This window comes from Streptomyces noursei ATCC 11455, from assembly GCF_001704275.1.
Classification (GTDB): Bacteria; Actinomycetota; Actinomycetes; order Streptomycetales; family Streptomycetaceae; genus Streptomyces; species Streptomyces noursei.
On the sequence record NZ_CP011533.1, the window covers coordinates 788,290 to 810,667 of the forward strand.

Below are 22,378 nucleotides of genomic sequence, written 5' to 3' on the forward strand. Positions count from 1 at the left end.
TCAGTTCAGCCCCAGCTCGTCGTCCAGCAGCGCGAACATGTCGTCGTCCGACGCCTCCTCGATGTCGACGTCCGCACCGCCGTCCACAGCTCCCTCCGCGCTTCGCATGTCCGCCCACTTCGCCCTGAGGACCTCCAGCCGGCCGGCCACCAACTGGTGCTCCCCCGCGTCGTCGAGGGACAGCCCGGCGATCACCGCCTCAAGGTTGTCCAGCGCCGCCAGCACCGAGCCCGCACCCGACACCTCCCCGGTGCCGAGCCGGCCGCGCAGGTGCCCGACGACGTCGGCCGGCGTCGGGTAGTCGAACAGCAGGGTGGCCGGCAGCCGCAGTCCGGTGGCCGCGTTGAGTCGGTTGCGGAACTCCACCGCGGTCAGCGAGTCGAAGCCCAACTCCTGGAACTGTCGCCCCGCACCGATCGCCGAGCCGTCGGCGTGCCCGAGCACCACCGCGGCCTGACCGCGCACCAGCCTCAGCAGGACCTCCTCCTGCTCCGCCCCGCCGAGCCCGGCCAACTGCCGGGTGAGCACATCGGCCGACGGCGCCGCACCGGCCGCCGCGGTCCGCCGCGCGGGCGTCCGGACCAGTCCGCGCAGCAGCGCCGGGACATCACCGAGCCCGCGGAGCGCGGCGAGGTCCAGCCGCACCGGCACCACCAGCGGCCGCTCACCGGCGGTCGCCGCGTCGTACAGCGCAAGGCCCTGCTCCGCCGAGATCGGCGGAACACCGGAGCGGGCGAGGCGGTCGGCCTCGGCGTCCGACAGGGTCCCCGTCATGCCGCCGGCCCGGTCCCACGGACCCCACGCCAGCGACACACCCGGCAACCCGGCGGCGCGACGCTGCGCCATCAAGGCGTCCAGGAACGTGTTCGCCGCCGCGTAGTTGGCCTGACCGGCGCCACCGAGGACGCCGGCGAGGGAGGAGAAGACGACGAACGCGTCCAGGTCCAGATCGCGGGTCGCCTCGTGCAGATGCCAGGCGGCATCCGCCTTGGGCCGCAGGACGGTGGCGAGCCGCTCCTCGGTGAGCGAGCCGATCACTCCGTCGTCCAACACACCGGCCGTGTGGACGACCGCCGTCAGCGGGTACTCGTCCGACACGCCGGCGACCAACGCCGCCACCGCATCGCCATCGGCCACATCACACGTCTGCACGGCCACCACGGCACCGAGCGCTTCGAGGTCGGCGACCAGCTTCTCCGCTCCCTCGGCCGCGAGACCGCTCCGGCTGGCGAGCACCAGGCTCCGTACCCCCCGCTCGGCGACGAGGTGCCGGGCGAGCAACCCACCGAGGCCACCGGTACCACCGGTGATGAGCACCGTGCCGGGCCGCCGGGTGTCGATCTCCGGACGGTCGGTCTCGGCAGGGTCGGTCTCGGCACGGTCGGTCTGCGGCGCGGGGATTCGGGTCAGTCGGGCGGCCTGCACGGTCCCGCCGCGCAGTGCCAACTGCGGCTCGTCGGCGGTCGCGTGCAGGGCCGCGGCGAGCGCGGGCTGCACGGTCCCACCGACCGGATCGCGGTCACGGTCGCGCTCGATGTCGACCTCGGGGGCAAGGTCGGAGTCAAGGGCGAGGTCGAGGTCGAGGTCGAGAAGACCGAAGCAGCCCGGATTCTCCGACTGCGCCGACCGCACCAGACCCCAGACGGCCGAGGCCGCCAGGTCGGCGATGCCGCCCTCACCCACGGAAACCGCCCCGCGCGTCACGAACACCAGCCGCGCCGCCTCGAACCGGTCGTCCGCCAACCACTGCTGGATCTGCTCCAGTACCTGTGCGGTGGCCTCACGCACGGATCGGAGCATGTCGGATGTCCCGGCGTCGGTGTGTCCTTCGGCGTCCGCAGGTACGCCTGTGCGCCGGGTGCCCGCTACCGGGACGAGGACGAGGTCCGGTACCGGGTGCTCCGACGCTGCGAGCGCCGCGAGGTCACCGCGCTCCTCGACCAGGGGCAAGGCGTCCGAAAGGCCGTCTGCGAGGCCGAAGGGGTCGGTTCCGATGATGGCTACCGACGGGTGGTCGGCGGCCGGGGTGCTCGGGACCGTGGTCCATTGGACGCCGAAGAGCGCATCGCTCAGCTGGGTGTGGGATGCGTTGACCTCATCGAGGGTGAGGCGACGGGTACGAAGCGCGTCGATGGAAATCACCGGCGCACCGGTCGGATCCACCGCGGTCACCGACACCGCATGCTCACCCGCCGGCGCCAACCGCACGCGCAAAGCCGTCGCACCCGAGGCGAAGAGGGAAACACCCTCCCACGCGAACGGCAACGCAGGCCCACCATCGGCGGATTGACCTTCAAGGGAGGAGAGAAGCGAGGCATGGAGCGAGGCATCCAGCAACGCCGGGTGCAACCCGAAACCGGTCGCCGTATCAGCGCTCTCAGCAACCTCGTCCGACAGGGCGACCTCTGCGAAGAGTTCCTCGCCGCGACGCCACACCGCACGCAACCCCTGGAACACCGGGCCATAACCGAACCCAGCATCCGCAAACAGCTCGTAGCAGCCCTCAGCATCCACCGACACCGCACCCTGCGGCGGCCACACACCACCGTCACCGAACCCACCGACCTGGTCAGCCGCACCAGAGGCCAACACACCGACAGCATGCTGCGACCACACCGCCTGACCCACACCATCAGGACACGAATACACCCCCACACCACGACGACCCGCAGCATCAGGAGCATCCACAGCAACCTGAACCCGCACCCCACCACGCTCAGGCAACACCAACGGCGCCGCCAACGTCAGTTCCTCAACACGACCACACCCCACCTCATCACCAGCACGCATCACCATCTCCAGCAACGCCGTACCAGGAGCAAACACCCGCCCCATCACCGCATGATCAGCCAACCAACCATGCGACGACAACGACAGACGACCCGTCAACACCACCCCCGCACCCGCAGCCAACTCCACCGCAGCACCCAACAACGGATGCCCCGCAGACCCAAGCCCCACAGCACCCACATCACCACCAACACCAACCCGACCAACCGGCCAGAACCACCCACGCTGGAACGCATACGTCGGCAACTCCACCCGCCCCGCACCCACACCAGCGAAGAAGTCCTGCCAGTCTTCGATCAGTCCGCGGGTGTGGAGATGCGCTCGGGCCGTCAGGGCCGTGGACTCCTCACCGCGGTCCTTGCGCAGGACGGGCACGGTGACGGCTTCGCCGGCGAGGGACTGCTGAGCCAGCGCGGACAGGATGCCGTCCGGGCCGAGTTCCAGGAAGGTCCGCACGCCCTCGGCTTCGAGGGTGGTGATGCCGTCGGCGAAGCGGACCGCCTCGCGGACGTGGCGCACCCAGTACTCGGCCGAGCACAGTTCGTCGGCCGTGGCCAGCCAGCCCGTCAGATTCGAGACGACGGGGAGGGACGGGGTGGCGTAGGACAGTCCTTCCGCCACCGCACGGAACTCCGCCAGCATCGGATCCATCAGCGGCGAGTGGAACGCATGCGAGACCCGCAGCGCGGTCGTCCGGCGCCCCTGGTCGGCGAAGTGTTGTGCCACGGTCTGCGTGGCCTCTTCTGCGCCCGAGATCACCACGGAGGTCGGGCCGTTGACGGCCGCGATCGCCACCTCGTCGGTCAGGTGCGGGGTCACTTCGTCCTCGGTGGCCTGGACCGCGATCATCGCGCCGCCGGTCGGCAGCGCCTGCATCAGCGTCGCACGGGCGGCCACCAGACGGCAGGCGTCCTCCAGCGAGAACACCCCGGCGACATGCGCCGCCGCGATCTCACCGATGGAATGACCGGCCACGAAGTCCGGACGGACACCCCAACGCTCCACCAGCCGGAACAGCGCCACCTCGACGGCGAAGAGCGCGGGCTGGGTCCAACCCGTCTCGTTCAGCAACTCGACATCGTCGCCCCACATCACCTCACGCAAACCGGCCTGGGCGGGCAAGGCGGCGTCCAGGTGGTCGACCACGACATCGAGAGCCTCGGCGAAGACCGGGAAACGGCCGTACAACTCACGCCCCATGCCCAGACGTTGAGCACCCTGACCTGTGAACAGCACTGCCGAACCGCCGGTCGATACCGCGTCGGAGACGACGGCGGGATCGGCCACACCGGAGGCCAGGGCCGCGAGGGCGGCCAGGCTGTCCGCCGGGGCCTTCGCATCGTCGACCAGCACGATCGCGCGGTGGTCGAACTGCGAGCGTGTGACGGCCAGTGAGTGGCCGATGTCGATCGAGCGCGGTTCGGGCCGTTCCGCCAGGAAGTCACGGAGGCGTGCGGCCTGGGCGCGCAGGGCCTCGGGTGACTTGCCGGACAGCGCCCACGGCACCAGGGACGGTTCCGCCGACGGCTTGATGGCGACCGGCTCCACGGTCTCTGCTGCTCCCGGTGCCAGGCGCTGCACGGCCTCCGGCTGTTCCAGGATGACGTGGGCGTTGGTGCCGCTGATGCCGAAGGAGGAGACACCGGCGCGACGGACCCGGCCGGTCTCCGGCCAGACGGTCTGCTCGGTGAGCAGTTCGACGGCGCCGACGCTCCAATCGACGTGCGAGGACGGCGCGTCGACATGCAGGGTCTGCGGCAGCACGCCGTGCCGCATCGCCATGACCATCTTGATGACACCGGCGACACCGGCCGCTGCCTGGGTGTGGCCGAGGTTGGACTTGATCGAACCGAGCAGCAGCGGGTTCTCGGGGTCGCGGTCGCGGCCGTAGGTGGCCAGGAGCGCCTGGGCCTCGATCGGGTCACCGAGCGTCGTACCCGTGCCGTGCGCCTCGACGGCGTCCACGTCGGCCGTGGACAGGCCGCCACTGGCCAACGCCTGACGGATGACGCGCTGCTGGGACGGGCCGTTGGGCGCGGTCAGGCCGTTGGACGCACCGTCCTGGTTGACCGCCGAGCCGCGGATCACGGCGAGGATCTCGTGGCCGTTGCGCACGGCGTCCGACTGGCGCTCCAGGACGAGGATGCCGACGCCCTCGGACCAGCCGACGCCGTCCGCGGCCTCGGCGAACGCCTTGGAACGACCATCAGGCGCCAGACCCCGCTGCCGCGAGAACTCCACGAACGTGCCTGGCGTGGACATCACCGTCACACCACCGGCGAGCGCGAGCGTGCACTCACCCGCCCGAAGGGCCTGGGCTGCCAGGTGCAGGGCGACCAGGGAGGAGGAGCAGGCGGTATCCACGGTGACGGCGGGACCTTCGAAGCCGAGGGTGTAGGAGACGCGGCCCGAGGCCACGCTGCCCGCACTTCCCTGGCCTTGGAAGCCCTCGAACTCCTTGCCGCCGAGGATGCTCCCGTAGTCGCTGTACATCACGCCGGCGAAGACGCCGGTGGCGCTGCCGCGCAGGGTCAGCGGGTCGATGCCGGCCCGCTCGATCGCCTCCCAGGAGGATTCCAGCAGGAGACGCTGTTGGGAGTCGGTTGCCAGCGCCTCACGCGGGCTCATTCCGAAGAACGCCGGGTCGAACTCCCCCGCCTCGTGCAGGAAGCCACCGGAGCGGGTGTAGGAGGTGCCGAGGTGTGCGGGGTCCGGGTCGTAGAGCGATTCGAGGTCCCAGCCGCGGTTGGTCGGGAAGGTGGTGATGGCGTCGGTGCCGGCGTCGACCAGGCGCCACAGGTCCTCGGGCGAGGTCACACCACCGGGGAAACGGCAGGCCATGCCCACCACCACGATGGGATCGTCGGCGGTCGGCGGCAGTGCCTGGACCGGCACCCGCACCTCGCTCTCGACCGCGCCGAACAACTCGTCCCGCAGGTGCTCCGCGAGGGCATCGGTGTTCGGGTAGTCGAAGACCAGGGTTGCGGTCAGGCGCAGGCCGGTGGCCGTGCTCAGCCGGTTGCGCAGCTCGACGGCGGTCAGCGAGTCGAAGCCGAGGTCACGGAACTGTGCGGTGGAGTCCACGGACGCCGGATCGGCGTGCCCGAGGACGAGGGCTGCCTGAGTGCGGACCAGTTCGAGAAGTTCCTGGCGCCGCTCGTCGGCGGTGAGCCCGGACAGGCGGTTGACGAGTCCGGCCACGGTGACGGAACCGCCGGCCGCCGTACGGCGGGTGCGGGTCCGCACCAGTCCGCGCAGAATCGCGGGGACCTCACCCTGCGCGGCCAGCGCCGCCAGGTCGAGCCGGACCGGTGCGACGAGGGCCGCGGCCGGGATGGCGATCGTGTCGCCGGTTCCCGACGTGCTGGCGGCGGCGCTGCCGGCTGCCCTGTCTGGCGTGCTGGTTCCGGCAAGAGCGAGTGCCGCGTCGAAGAGGGCGAGGCCCTGCTCCGCGGAGAGCGGCGGGATGCCGGAGCGGGCGAGGCGGTCGGCCTCGGCGTCCGACAGCATGCCCGTCATTCCGCCGGTCTGGTCCCACGGCCCCCAGGCCAACGAGAGTCCGGGCAGGCCCGCTGCCCGGCGCTGGGCCATCAGCGCATCCAGGAAGGCGTTGGCCGCGGCGTAGTTGGCCTGGCCGGCGCCGCCGAAGACCCCTGCGACGGAGGAGAAGACGACGAACGCGTCCAGGTCCAGGCCGCGGGTCGCTTCGTGCAGATGCCAGGCGGCATCCGCCTTGGGCCGCAGGACGGTGGCGAGCCGCTCCTCGGTGAGCGAGCCGATCACTCCGTCGTCCAACACACCGGCCGTGTGGACGACCGCCCTCAGCGGGTGCTCATCCGGCACGCCGGCGACCAACGCCGCCACCGCATCGCCATCGGCCACGTCACATGCCTGCACGGCCACCTCGGCACCGTGCGCCGTCAGCTCGGCGACCAACTCCGTGGTTCCCGGGGCATCGGGGCCGCGCCGGCTGACGAGCAGGAGATTGCGGACGCCGTACCTGTCGACGAGGTGCCGTGCGAACTGCGCGCCGAGCCCGCCGGTACCACCGGTGATCAGCACCGTGCCGTCCGCGTTCCACTCCGTGGGCACGGCCGTGTCGGCGGGCGACGCCAGGCGGGTCAGCCTGGCGGCGTGCAGGTGTCCGTCGCGCAGAAGCAGTTGCGGTTCGTCGGAGGTGAGAGCCTCGCCGAGGACCGCGGTCGACGCCTCGGTCCCGTCGAGGTCGAGGAGGCCGAAGGTGCCCGGGTTCTCGGTCTGGGCGGAGCGCACCAGGCCCTGGACGGCCGCCGCGGCGACATCCTGCCCGTCGGCCGCGCCGCGGGTCACGAAGACCAGGCGCCTTGCCGCCAGACGCTCGTCGGCCAACCATGCCTGGATCGTGCGCAGGGCCTCGGCGGTGAGGCGGCGAGCCGCGTCTACGGCCGCCGCGCCGGCTCCGATGGTGCCTTGGCCGGCCACCGTGGCGTCGTGGTCGTTCACGTACTGAGCGATGGCGTCCTCGGTGGTGAGACCGATGAGTGTGACGTCAGGGACGGACACTTCGGGCCCCGCCGCGATCAGCGCGTCAAGGCTCTCGTACGCGGCCGCGGTCGTGGTCGTGGTCGCGCCAGCAGAGGAACTGCTGAGCGCTTCGGCGAGCCCCAGGTGGTCGGTTCCGATGATGGCTACCGACGGGTGGTCGGCGGCCGGGGTGCTCGGGACCGTGGTCCATTGGACGCCGAAGAGCGCATCGCTCAGCTGGGTGTGAGATGCGTTGACCTCATCGAGGGTGAGGCGACGGGTACGAAGCGCGTCGATGGAAATCACCGGCGCACCGGTCGGATCCACCGCGGTCACCGACACCGCATGCTCACCCGCCGGCGCCAACCGCACGCGCAAAGCCGTCGCACCCGAGGCGAAGAGGGAAACACCCTCCCACGCGAACGGCAACGCAGGCCCACCATCGGCGGATTGACCTTCAAGGGAGGAGAGAAGCGAGGCATGGAGCGAGGCATCCAGCAACGCCGGGTGCAACCCGAAACCGGTCGCCGTATCAGCGCTCTCAGCAACCTCGTCCGACAGGGCGACCTCTGCGAAGAGTTCCTCGCCGCGACGCCACACCGCACGCAACCCCTGGAACACCGGGCCATAACCGAACCCAGCATCCGCAAACAGCTCGTAGCAGCCCTCAGCATCCACCGACACCGCACCCTGCGGCGGCCACACACCACCGTCACCGAACCCACCGACCTGGTCAGCCACACCAGAGGCCAACACACCGACAGCATGCTGCGACCACACCGCCTGACCCACACCATCAGGACACGAATACACCCCCACACCACGACGACCCGCAGCATCAGGAGCATCCACAGCAACCTGAACCCGCACCCCACCACGCTCAGGCAACACCAACGGCGCCGCCAACGTCAGCTCCTCAACACGACCACACCCCACCTCATCACCAGCACGCATCACCATCTCCAGCAACGCCGTACCAGGAACAAACACCCGCCCCATCACCGCATGATCAGCCAACCAACCATGCGACGACAACGACAGACGACCCGTCAACACCACCCCCGCACCCGCAGCCAACTCCACCGCAGCACCCAACAACGGATGCCCCGCAGACCCAAGCCCCACAGCACCCACATCACCACCAACACCAACCCGACCAACCGGCCAGAACCACCCACGCTGGAACGCATACGTCGGCAACTCCACCCGCCCCGCACCCACACCAGCGAAGAGCACGGGCCAATCGACGCGCGCGCCGGCGATGTGCAACTGGGCCAGGGCGGCGAGTGCCGCCGGTTCCTCCGGCCGGTCCTTACGGAGCAGCGGTACCGCGAGGGAGGATTCGGTGAGCGAGGCTCCTGCCATGGCGGCGAGGACGCCGTCCGGGCCGAGTTCCAGGAAGGTCCGCACGCCCTCGGCTTCGAGGGCCGTCACCCCGTCGGCGAAGCGGACCGCCTCGCGGACGTGGCGCACCCAGTACTCGGCCGAGCACAGTTCGTCGGCCGTGGCCACCTGGCCCGTCAGATTCGAGACGACGGGGAGGGACGGAGCAGCATAGGACAGGCCCTCCGCCACCACACGGAACTCCGCCAGCATCGGATCCATCAACGGCGAGTGGAACGCATGCGACACATGGAGTCGGGTCGTGCGACGCCCCTCGGCCGCGAACCGCGCCCCGATCTCGACGGCGGCATCCTCCACACCCGATACGACCAGTGCGTTCGGCCCGTTGATGGCGGCGATCGCTACGTCGTCGGTCAGATGCGGGGTGACTTCGTCCTCGGTCGCCTGGACCGCGATCATCGCACCGCCGGCCGGCAACGCCTGCATCAGCGTCGCACGGGCGGCCACCAGGCGGCAGGCGTCCTCCAGCGAGAACACCCCGGCGACATGCGCCGCCGCGATCTCACCGATGGAATGACCGGCCACGAAGTCCGGACGGACACCCCAACTCTCCACCAGCCGGAACAGCGCCACCTCGATGGCGAACAGAGCCGGCTGCGTCCAACCCGTCTCGTTCAGCAACTCCGCATCGTCGCCCCACATCACCTCACGCAAACCGGCCTGGGCGGGCAAGGCGGCGTCCAGGTGGTCGACCACGACATCGAGAGCCTCGGCGAAGACCGGGAAACGCTCGTACAACTCACGCCCCATGCCCAGACGTTGAGCACCCTGACCCGAGAACAGCACCGCGTGACGACCCGCGCCGACGCGGCCGGTGGCAGCGGCAGCATCGGCCTCGTCGGCAGCAATCGCCGACAATGCGCGGGCGGCGTCGGCACGGTCGGCGGCGAGTACCACCGCACGGTGTTCAAAGGTCGAGCGGCCGGTGACCAGGGACATTCCCACGTCGACGAGGCGAAGCTCCGGGCGTTCCTCGATCGACGACAACAGTTTCGCCGCCTGGGCGCGCAGGGCCTCCGGTGTCTTGCCGGAAAGCACCCACGGCACCGTGGACGGCTCCACGGTGTTCGTCTCCATCACCGGACGCCGCGCGGCCTCCGGACGCTCCAGAATCACGTGCGCGTTGGTGCCGCTGATGCCGAAGGAGGAGACACCCGCCCGCCGCACCCGACCCGTCTCCGGCCAAGCCGCCTGCTCACTGAGCAGCTCCACCGCACCCTCGGACCAGTCCACATGCGAAGAAGGCGCATCCACATGCAACGTCCGCGGCACCACACCATGCCGCATCGCCAACACCATCTTGATAACGCCCGCCACACCCGCAGCAGCCTGCGTATGCCCCAGATTCGACTTCACCGAACCCAACAACAACGGCCGCTCAGGCTCACGATCCCGCCCATACGTCGCCAACAACGCCTGCGCCTCGATCGGATCACCGAGCGTCGTACCCGTACCATGCGCCTCCACCACATCCACGTCACCGGCCGTCAGACCACCACTGGCCAACGCCTGCCGGATCACCCGCTGCTGCGACGGACCATTGGGCGCCGTCAAACCATTGGACGCACCATCCTGGTTGACCGCCGAACCCCGCACCACAGCCAAAATCTCGTGACCATTGCGCACCGCGTCCGACTGCCGCTCCAGGACCAACACGCCGACGCCCTCGGACCAGCCCACACCATCGGCCGCATCCGCAAACGCCTTGCACCGACCATCCGGCGACAAACCCCGCTGCCGAGCAAAGTCCACAAACACCGCAGGCGTCGACATCACCGTCACACCACCGGCCAACGCCAACCCACACTCACCACTACGCAACGCCTGCATCGCCCAGTGCATCGCCACCAACGACGACGAACACGCCGTATCCACCGTCACCGCCGGGCCTTCCAACCCCAACGTGTAGGCCACCCGACCCGACGCCAAACTCGGCGAACTCCCACTGCCCTGGAAACCCTCGAACTCCGGACTCGCCAACATCGCGCTGTAATCGCTGTACATCACCCCCGCGAACACACCCGTCCGACTACCCCGCAAACTCACCGGATCAATACCGGCCCGCTCGATCGCCTCCCACGACGACTCCAACAACAACCGCTGCTGGGAATCGGTCGCCAACGCCTCCCGCGGACTCATCCCGAAGAACCCCGGATCGAACTCCCCCGCCTCATGCAGGAACCCACCCGAGCGCGTGTAGGAGGTACCGAGATGGTCGGGGTCCGGGTGATAGAGGGATTCGACGTCCCAACCACGGTTGGTCGGGAAGGGGGACACCGCGTCGACGCCGTCCGTGACGAGCCTCCACAGGTCGTCCGGAGAGGCGACCCCGCCGGGGTAGCGGCAGGCCATGCCCACGATGACGATCGGATCGTCCGCCACCGCAACCGCGGCCGGCTGCACGGTCGCCACCTCGGCATCCGTGCCCAGCAACTCGTCCAGGACGTAGGAGACCAGCACTTCGACGGTCGGATAGTCGAACACCATGGTCGCGGGGAGCCGCAGACCGGTGACGGTGTTGAGGCGGTTGCGCAGTTCCACCGAGGTGAGGGAGTCGAAGCCCAACTCCCTGAAGGCACGTGCCGGATGAACGTCGTCGGCGTCGGCGTGGCCGAGGACCAGGGCCACCTGGCCGCGCACGAGGTCCAGGAGGACTTCCTGTCGCTCGACCGGGTTCAGTCCGACGAGCCGTTCCCGCAGCCCGGTGGCGGTTGCCGATTCCGCGGCGGCGGCGCGGCGCGAGCGGCCTCGGATCAGGGACCGCAGCAAGGGCGGCACCTCACCCTGGGCACGCAGTGCCGACAGGTCCAGGCGGACCGGGACGCAGGTGGCGTCACCGGTCGCCAGGGCCGCGTCGAACAGTGCCAGTCCTTGCTCCGCGGTCAGCGGTGGCACTCCCGAACGGGTCAGGCGATCGGCCTCGGCGTCCGCGAGCATGCCCGATGTGCCATCGGTCAGCGACCACGGTCCCCATGCGAGTGACAGGCCGGGCAGTCCCTCCGCCCGGCGCCGCGTCATCAGCGCGTCCAGGAAGGCGTTCGCGGCCGCGTAGTTGGCCTGGCCGGGACTGCCGAAGACCCCGGCGAGAGAGGAGAAGACGACGAACGCGTCCAGATCCAGGCCGCGGGTCGCCTCATGCAGATGCCAGACAGCATCCACCTTCGGCCGCAGCACCGCGGACAACCGCTCCCCGGTCAACGCACCCACCATGCCGTCATCCAGCACACCAGCCGCATGAACCACCGCGGACACCGCATGCCCGCCAACCAACTCCACCACCGCGGCACGATCGGTCACATCACACGCAACCACCCGCACCCGCGCACCCACACCCGCAAGCTCCGCCACCAACTCCCCAGCACCCACGGCACGTTCACCACTGCGACTGACCAACAGCAGATCCCGCACCCCATACTCGGCCACCAGATGACGCGCCAACACCGCACCCAGACCACCCGTACCACCAGTGACCAGGACCGCACCCTCACCCGAGAACGACACACCAGAGCCACCCCCGACGCCATCCCCGGTGCCATCAGCACCCGCACCGACCTCGGTGAGCGGCCGCCGCACCAGACGCGCGACCCGCAACACATCACCGCGCACCGCAAGCTGCGGCTCACCACTGACCAACGCAGCGACGAGCGCAGCCGCACCCACCGCACCATCCGGATCCAGATCGACCAGAGCAAAACAACCCGGATTCTCCGACTGCGCCGAACGCACCAGACCCCACACCGCAGCAGCAGCCACATCACGCCCGACCGTCGCACCACGGGTCACGAAGACGAACTTCGTGTCCGCGAAGTGCTGCTCTTGCAGGCGGGTCTGTACGAGGGCCAGGGCTCGGCGGGTGAGGTCGTGCACGGCCGCCGGGACGGGTGCCGCTTCTGCGGTGCCGGTCTGGTCGGAGGCGACGAGCGGCAGCGCGATCAGCGCGGGCGCGGGTTCATCGGTCGACAGGGTCGTGCGGACGTCGACGTCGGCGCCCGCCGCACGCAGGGCCGCGGTGAGCTCGGAGGTGAGTTCGGAGGTTTCCGTACCGACGACCGCGACCGCCGGGATCACGGTCACCGTGTCGTCCGGCTGGGACGCCGGCTCCGGGGCCGAGGCCCAGTCCAGGCGGAACAGCGCGTCGCGGGCGAGGGCCGCGGTGGCGCTCAGGGCCGTCGCCGAGACGGTGCGCATGGAGAGGGCCTGTACGGACGCGACCGGTGCACCGGTGGTGTCGGCGATGGCCAGGCTCAGCGTTCCGTCGGAGTCGCGGCCGAGTCGGACGCGGACCGAGGAGGCACCGGAAGCGGCCAGGGAGACGCCGCGCCACGAGAACGGCACGCTGCCCGTCCGTGTGGGCTCCCCGTCCGGGGCGACGAGCCAGGCTGCGTGCAGTCCGGCGTCGAGCAGTGCCGGATGCAGCCCGTACGCCTCGGCTTCGGTACGGCCGGCCTCCGGCAGTGCGACATCGGCGAACACCTCGCCGTCGCGGCGCCAGGCCGCTCGCAGGCCCTGGAAAGCGGGCCCGTAGCCGAATCCTTCGCCGGCCCGGGACGCGTAGAAGTCCGCCAGGTCAACGGGTTCGGCGTGCGCCGGCGGCCACACGGTGGCATCGAACGGGACGGTTGCCGTCGCCGGCAGGCCGGCGACGAGGACGCCGGTGGCGTGTTGGGTCCACGGGGTGTCGGTGCCGGTGTGGGTGTCACTGTCGGTGGTCGTGGCGCGTGCGGGACGCGAGTGGATCGTGACGGTGCGGCGCCCGGTGGTGTCGGCGACGCCGACCCGGACCTGGGTCTGTACCGCGCCGCGCTCGGGCAGGACGAGCGGTGCGGCGAGCGTCAGTTCCTCGACGTGGTCACAGCCGACCTCGTCGCCGGCGCGCAGGGCGAGTTCCAGCAGTGCGGTGCCGGGCAGCAGGACCTGTCCCATGACGGCGTGGTCGGCCAGCCACGGATGCGACTGCAGTGACAGCCGTCCGGTGAACAACAGGCCCTCTTCGTCGGCGAGTTCGACGATGCCGTTGAGGAGCGGGTGGCTCGCGCCGGCGATGCCGACGGCGGCGGCATCCGCGGTGTCGCGGGGGCCGGAGGGCCAGAAGGGACGGTGTTGGAACGCGTATGTCGGCAGGTCCACCGGGCGGGCGCCGGTCGGGGCCAGGAGGGCGGCCCAGTCGATCGGGGTTCCGGTGGTGTGGAGCCGGCCGAGTGCGGTGAGCAGGGTCCGTTCCTCGGGCATGTTCCTGCGGAGGACGGGGACGGTGACCGTGTCGTCGGCGACGGTTTCCCTGGCCATGGCGGCGAGGACGCCGTCCGGGCCGAGTTCCAGGAAGGTCCGCACGCCCTCGGCTTCGAGGGCCGTCACACCGTCGGCGAAGCGGACCGCCTCACGGACGTGGCGCACCCAGTACTCGGCCGAGCAGAGTTCGTCGGCCGTGGCCACCTGGCCCGTCAGATTCGAGACGACGGGGAGGGTCGGGGTGGCGTAGGACAGGCCCTCGGCCACCGCACGGAACTCCGCCAGCATCGGATCCATCAGCGGCGAGTGGAACGCATGCGAGACCCGCAGCGCGGTCGTCCGGCGCCCCTGGTCGGCGAAGTGTTGTGCCACGGTCTGCGTGGCCTCTTCTGCGCCCGAGATCACCACGGAGGTCGGGCCGTTGACGGCCGCGATCGCCACCTCGTCGGTCAGGTGCGGGATGACTTCGTCCTCGGTCGCCTGGACCGCGATCATCGCGCCACCGGCCGGCAACGCCTGCATCAGCGTCGCCCGCGCGGCCACCAGACGGCACGCGTCCTCCAACGAGAACACCCCGACGACATGCGCCGCCGCGATCTCACCGATGGAATGACCGGCCACGAAGTCCGGACGGACACCCCAACTCTCCACCAGCCGAAACAGCGCCACCTCGATGGCGAAGAGCGCGGGCTGGGTCCAACCCGTCTCGTTCAGCAACTCGACATCGTCGCCCCACATCACCTCACGCAAACCGGCCTGGGCGGGCAAGGCGGCGTCCAGGTGATCGATCACGACATCGAGAGCCTCGGCGAAGACCGGGAAACGCTCGTACAACTCACGCCCCATGCCCAGACGTTGCGAGCCCTGACCCGAGAACAGCACCGCGCAACGTCCCATGGTGACCGTGCCGGTGAGGGCCGAGGGGTCGGACGCGGCGGTGGTGGCGAGGGCGGACAGCGCGCGGGTCGCCTCGTCACGGTCGGTGCTCAGGACGACTGCCCGGTGGGTGAACTGGGAGCGCTGGGTGGCGAGGGACAGGGCGATGTCGGCGGGTGCGAGTTCGGGGCGCTGCTGGAGGTGGGCGAGGAGGCGTGCGGCCTGGGCACGCAGGGCCTCCGGCGTCTTGCCGGACAGTGCCCACGGCATTACGGGCAGGTGCGCGGTGGCCGGCGCCTTGGCGGCTGCCTCCGCCGTGTCGGCTTCTTCCGGCGCCGAGTGCCGCGCGGCCTCCGGCTGCTCCAGGATGACGTGGGCGTTGGTGCCGCTGATGCCGAAGGAGGAGATACCGGCGCGACGGGCCCGGCCGGTCTCCGGCCAGGCGGTCTGCTCGGTGAGCAGTTCGACGGCGCCGGCGCTCCAATCGACGTGCGAGGACGGCTCGGTGATGTTCAGGCTGCGGGGCAGCACGCCGTGCCGCATCGCCATGACCATCTTGATGACGCCGGCGACACCGGCGGCTGCCTGGGTGTGGCCGAGGTTGGACTTGATCGAACCGAGCAGCAGCGGGTTCTCGGGGTCGCGGTCGCGGCCGTAGGTGGCCAGGAGGGCCTGGGCCTCGATCGGGTCACCGAGCGTGGTGCCCGTGCCGTGCGCCTCGACGGCGTCCACGTCGGCCGTGGACAGGCCGCCGCTGGCCAACGCCTGACGGATCACCCGCTGCTGGGACGGGCCGTTGGGCGCGGTCAGGCCGTTGGACGCACCGTCCTGGTTGACCGCCGAGCCGCGCACCACGGCCAGGATCTGGTGGCCGTTGCGCACGGCGTCCGACTGGCGCTCCAGGAGCAGCATTCCGACGCCCTCGGACCAGCCGACGCCGTCGGCGGACTCGGAGAACGGCTTGGAGCGGCCGTCGGGGGCCAGTCCGCGCTGCCGGGAGAACTCGATGAAGGTGTCCGGGATGGACATCACGGTGACACCACCGGCGAGGGCGAGGGTGCACTCACCGCCGCGGAGTGCCTGTGCGGCGAGGTGCAGGGCGACCAGCGAGGAGGAGCAGGCGGTGTCGACCGTCATGGCCGGGCCTTCGAAGCCGAAGGTGTAGGAGACCCGGCCGGAGGCCACGCTCAGTGCGCTGCCCTGCCCCTGGAAGCCTTCGAATTCGGCGCCGTCGAGGCGGGTGCCGTAGCCGCTGTACATGACGCCGGCGAAGACGCCGGTGCGGCTGTCGCGCAGGGTCAGCGGGTCGATGCCGGCCCGCTCGATCGCCTCCCACGAGGACTCCAACAGCAGGCGCTGCTGGGAGTCCGTGGCCATGGCCTCGCGGGGGCTCATGCCGAAGAAGTCGGCGTCGAAGTCGGCGGCGTCGTGCAGGAAACCGCCGGTGCGGGCGTACGAGGTGCCGGCGTGCGCGGGGTCGGGGTCGTAGAGGTTGTCCAGGTCCCAGCCGCGGTTGGTCGGGAAGTCGGTGACGACGTCGGCGCCGTCGCCGAGCAGGCGCCACAGGTCCTCCGGCGAGCCGATGTCGCCGGGGAAGCGGCAGCTCATGCCGATGATGACGATGGGGTCGTCGGTCGGTCCCGCGGTGGGGTCGCCGGGCTCGTCGGGGTCCGACTCGGCGTCGGGGCCGAGCAGTTCGGTGAGCAGGTGTGCGGCGAGGGCATCGGCGGTGGGGTAGTCGAAGACGGCCGTGGCCGGTAGCCGCAGGCCGGTGGCCGCGCCGATGCGGTTGCGGAGTTCGACCGCGGTGAGCGAGTCGAAGCCGAGGTCGCGGAAGGCGCGGGACGGGTCGACGCCGTCGCCCGAGGTGTGGCCGAGGACCATCGCGGCCTGGTCGCGGACGAGCGCGAGGAGGGTGTCCCGTCGCTCGGCGCGCTGGAGCCGGGTGAGCTGCTCGGCGAGTCCGGTGTCGCCGGGTGTGGTGGCGGCTGCGCGGCGGATGGGCGCCTTGACCAGGCCGCGGAGGAGCGGTGCGATGTCGCCCCGGGTGCGCAGTGCGGCCAGGTCCAGACGGACCGGCACCAACGCGGCACTCCCCGTCGCCAACGCCGCATCGAACAACGCCACACCCTGATCAACCGTCAACAACGGCATACCCGACTCAGCAGCACGACGGACATCCCGCTCCGTCAGCCCCGCCGTCATCCCCACACCCTGATCCCAAGCACCCCACGCCAACGACACACCAGGCAACCCACCAGCCACCCGATGAACCATCAACGCGTCCAAAAACGCATTACCCGCCGCATAGTTGGCCTGACCCGCACCCCCGAACACACCCGCAACAGACGAGAAGACAACAAACGCGTCCAGATCCAGACCACGCGTCGCCTCATGCAGGTTCCACGCACCATCCACCTTCGGACGCAACACCGCAGCCAACCGCTCCGGCGTCAACGAACCCACCACACCGTCATCCAACACACCAGCCGCATGCACCACCGCAGACAACGGATACGACTCCGACACACCGGCAACCAACTCCGCAACAGCCGAGCCATCACCCACATCACACGCCGCAACCACAACCCGCGCGCCCAACGACTCCAACTCCGCGACCAACCCGGCCGCACCCGCAGCACCCACACCAGAACGACTGGTCAACAACAAATGCCGCACCCCACACGACCGCACCAGATGCCGGGCCACCAACCCACCCAGACCACCCGTACCACCCGTCACCAACACCGTTCCCTCGGGCTTCCAGGAGCGGGGCAGGGTGAGCACGATCTTGCCGATGTGCTTGGCCATGCTCATGAAGCGGAACGCGTCCTTGGCGTGCCGGACGTCCCAGGTGCGGACCGGGAGTGGCCGCAGTGCGCCGGTGCGGAAGAGGTCCATCAGCTCGGCCAGCATGGTGCCGATGGTTTCCGGCACCACCCAGGCGAGGTCGAAGGACTGGTAGGAGAGGCCGTCGGGAACGGAGTCCGCGGCGCGGATGTCGGTCTTGCCCATCTCCAGGAACCGGCCGCCGTCGCCGAGCAACCGCATCGAGGCGTCGACGAAGTCACCGGCGAGGGAGTTGAGGACGACGTCCAGGCCGCGGTCGCCGGCGACTTCGGCGAAGGCCGCCTCGAAGTCGAGGGTGCGGGAGGAGGCGATGTGGTCGTCGGCCACGCCGAGCGAGCGCAACACGTCCCACTTGCCCTCACTGGCCGTGGCGAACACCTCGGCACCGACATGCCGGGCGATCTGGATCGCCGCCATACCGACACCACCGGCACCGGCATGCACCAGCACCTTCTCCCCCGCCCGCAGACCACCCAACTCCTTCAGGGCGTAGTACGCGGTGAGGAACACCAACGGCACCGACGCACCCGTCTCCCAGGACCAGTCCTCGGGCAGGCGGGCGAGGCGCCGCGCGTCGTCCACGGCGAGCGAGCCGAAGCTGCCGGTGATCATGCCCATGACCTGGTCGCCGGGGGCCAGGCCGGTCACCTCCGGTCCGACCTCGACGACCACACCGGCCGCCTCCGAACCGAACGATCCGACATCATCACCCGGATACATCCCCAACGCGTTGAGCACGTCACGGAAGTTCAGGCCCGCGGCACGCACCTCGACCCGCACCTCGTGGCCGGTGAGCGGCGCCAGTGCCGCCGGATACGGGGTCAGGGCGAGGCCGTTGAGGCTGCCCTTGGCCGTGCTGTCGAGCCGCCAGGCCCGGTCGGCCGGCGGGGTGAGCGCGGCCGCGGTGTCGAAGCGGGCCAGGCGGGCGGCGAGCACGCCGCCGTCACGCAGGGCGAGCTGCGGTTCGTCGGTGTGCAGTGCCCGTAGGAGCAGTTGGCCCCGTTCGGCGGCGGCTGTGCGGTCGTGCGTGCCGGCCGGGCCGGGGTCACGGTCGATCAGGACGAAGGTGTCCGGGGCTTCGGACTGGGCGGATCGGACCAGGCCCCAGACCGCGGCGGCGGCCACGTCCATGACGTCGGTACCGCCGGCGGCCGTCGCCCCGGTCGTGACGAACGCCAGGCGGGAGCCGGCGAAGCGCTCCTGTGCGGTCCACTCCTGGACGAGGGCGAGTGCGGCGGTGGACAGGGTGTGGGCGACCTCGGCCGGGGAGGGGGCGGACGCGTCCGACTCGGCGGCCCCCGTCCCGATTCCGTCCGTCGACTCAGTCCCGGTGCCGGTTCCGGTTCCGGTTCCGGTGAGGGGGATGAGGACCGTCTTCGGAACGTCGGCGTCGGTCGTGGCGAGGGTGGTGAGGTCGGGGTGGAGGGTGGTGTGGATGCCGGCGGCGGTCAGGTCGGCGGCGATCGCGGTGCCGTCCGCGCCGACCAGCGCGACGGTGGCCGCGGCGGGCCGGCCGTCCTGGTCCTGGGCGTGGCCCCCGCCGGTGTTCTCCGGTACAGGGTTCTCCGGTACGAGGTTCTCCGGTACGGGGTTCCAGTCCAGGGTGAACAGGGCGTCGCGGGCCAGTCCCGCGGCGCCGGTCAACTGGTCGCCGGAGACCCGGCGCGAGACGAGGTTGTCGATGGCGGCGACCGGACGACCGGCGGTGTCGGCCACGGCGATGGCCACCGAACGGCCGTCGGTGCCCGTCGGGGTCAGCCGGACGCGCAGCGCGGTGGCGCCGGTCGCGTAGAGGGTCGCGCCCTCCCAGGAGAACGGCAGTCCGCCGTTGCTCTCCTCGCCCTCGTGGGCGACGAGGGAGGCGTGCAGGGCGGCGTCGAGCAGTGCGGGGTGCAGACCGAAGGCGGTCGCCTCGTCGCCGGTGGACTCCGCCAGGGCCACCTCGGCGTACAGCACGTCACCGGCGCGCCAGGCGGCCCGCAGGCCCTGGAAGACCGGCCCGTAGGCGAAGCCGAGCGTCGTGAAGCGCGCGTAGCAGTCGTCGGTGGCGAGGGGTTCGGCGTCGGCGGGCGGCCAGGCAGTGGCGTCGAAACCGGTGTCGGCCGGGGCGGAGCCCATGGTCAGGGTGCCGGTCGCGTGCTGGGTCCACGACACGTCGGTCGCGTGCTCGGGCCGGGAGTGGACGGTGACGGTACGGCGGCCGGTGTCGTCGGCGACGCCGACCCGGACCTGGGTCTGTACCGCACCGCGCTCGGGCAGGACGAGCGGTGCGGCGAGCGTCAGTTCCTCGACGCGGTCGCAACCGGCCTCGTCGCCGGCCCGGAACGCCAGTTCCAGCAGTGCGGTGCCGGGCAGCAGGACCTGTCCCATGACGGCGTGGTCGGCCAGCCACGGATGTGACTGCAGTGACAGCCGTCCGGTGAACAACACCCCTTCGCCTTCGGCGAGTTCGACCGAACCGTTCAGCAGCGGGTGCTCGGCGGCGGTGAGGCCGACGGCCGCGGCGTGCGCGGTGGGCAGGGTGCCGGTGGGCCAGTAGGTGGCGTGCTGGAAGGCGTAGGTCGGCAGGTCCACGCGGGTGGCGCCGCTGCCGGCGAAGAACGCCGCCCAGTCGACGCGGAGACCTGCCGTGTGGAGGTGGGCGAGGGCGGTGAGCGCGGACGTCTCCTCGTCGCGGTCCTTGCGGAGGGCCGGGACGGTGGCGGCGTCGCCGGTGAGCGACTGCTGGGCCATGGCGGACAGCACGCCGTCCGGTCCCAGTTCCAGGAACGTGGTGACGCCCTCGTTCTCCAGGGTGCTGACGCCGTCGGCGAAGCGGACCGCCTCGCGGACGTGGCGCGCCCAGTACTCGGCCGAGCAGAGGTCATCGGCCGTGGCCAGCCGGCCCGTCAGGTTCGAGACGACGGGGAGGGTCGGGGTGGCGTAGGACAGGCCCTCGGCCACCGCACGGAACTCCGCCAGCATCGGATCCATCAACGGCGAGTGGAACGCATGCGAGACCCGCAGCCGGGTCGTCTTGCGGCCGTTCTCCGCGAGCCGGTCGGCCACCGTGCGGGCAGCGCTCTCGGCCCCGGAGACGACCACGGAGGTCGGGCCGTTGACGGCGGCGATCGAGACGTCGTCAGTCAGGTGCTGGGTGACTTCGTCCTCGGCGGCCTGGATCGCGATCATCGCGCCGCCGGTCGGCAGCGCCTGCATCAGCGTCGCACGGGCGGCCACCAGACGGCAGGCGTCCTCCAGCGAGAACACCCCGACGACATGCGCCGCCGCGATCTCACCGATGGAATGACCGGCCACGAAGTCCGGACGGACACCCCAACTCTCCACCAGCCGGAACAGGGCCACCTCGACGGCGAACAGAGCCGGCTGCGTCCAACCCGTCTCGTCCAGCAGCTCGACATCGTCGCCCCACATCACCTCACGCAGACTGGCCTGGGCGGGCAAGGCGGCGTCCAGGTGGTCGATCGCGACATCGAGAGCCTCGGCGAAGACCGGGAAACGCTCGTACAACTCACGCCCCATGCCCAGGCGTTGCGAGCCCTGACCCGAGAACAGCACCGCGTGACGACCCGTGCGGGTGTCGCCGACGACGGCGGAGAGATCCGCGTCGGCGGCGGCGAGCGCCGTCAGCGCGCGGACCGCATCGGCGCGGTCGGTGGCGAGCACCACCGCCCGGTGGTCGAACGCCGAACGGGTCGTCGCCAGCGAGTAGCCGAGGTCGAGCGGGCGCAGCGCGGGCCGCTCCGCCAACCCGGCCAGCAGGCGTGCGGCCTGGTCGCGCAGGGCCTCGGGGGACTTTCCGGACAGCGGCAGCGGAACGACGCCGGGTTCGCGTCCGCTCGGCTCCGCGGCCGGGCTTTCGACGAGCGCCGGCTGTTCCACGATGACGTGGGCGTTGGTGCCGCTGATGCCGAAGGAGGAGACACCGGCGCGACGGACCCGGCCGGTCTCCGGCCAGGCGGTCTGCTCGGTGAGCAGTTCGACGGCGCCGACGCTCCAATCGACGTGCGAGGACGGCGCGTCGACATGCAGGGTCTGCGGCAGCACGCCGTGCCGCATCGCCATGACCATCTTGATGACACCGGCGACACCGGCCGCTGCCTGGGTGTGCCCGATGTTGGACTTCAGGGAGCCCAGCCACAGGGGGTTCTCGGGGTCGCGGTCACGGCCGTAGGTGGCCAGGAGCGCCTGGGCCTCGATCGGGTCACCGAGCGTCGTACCCGTGCCGTGCGCCTCGACGGCGTCCACGTCGGCCGTGGACAGGCCGCCACTGGCCAACGCCTGACGGATGACGCGCTGCTGGGACGGGCCGTTGGGCGCGGTCAGGCCGTTGGACGCACCGTCCTGGTTGACCGCCGAGCCGCGGATCACGGCGAGGATCTCGTGGCCGTTGCGCACCGCGTCCGACTGGCGCTCCAGGACGAGGATGCCGACGCCCTCGGACCAGCCGACGCCGTCCGCGGCCTCGGCGAACGCCTTGGAACGACCATCAGGCGCCAGACCCCGCTGCCGCGAGAACTCCACGAACGTGCTCGGCGTCGACATCACCGTCACACCACCGGCCAACGCCAACGAGCACTCCCCCGCCCGCAACGCCTGCGCCGCCCAGTGCAGGGCGACCAGAGAGGAAGAGCAAGCCGTGTCCACCGTGACGGCCGGGCCCTCGAAGCCGAGGGCGTAGGAGACGCGGCCCGAGGCCACGCTGCCCGCACTTCCCTGGCCTTGG

The 22,378-nt window shown here is 70.8% G+C and carries 1 protein-coding gene (cut by a window edge); it reads right to left on the reverse strand.

What is annotated here, in order from left to right; translation table 11 throughout:
- On the reverse strand, positions 1 to 22,378 hold the 3' portion of the coding sequence (locus SNOUR_RS47930) for a type I polyketide synthase (protein ID WP_067343729.1). 10,919 nt of this gene lie beyond the right edge of the window; the window shows 22,378 of its 33,297 coding nt (coding positions 10,920-33,297); the start codon falls outside the window, past its right edge; its stop codon occupies positions 1 to 3.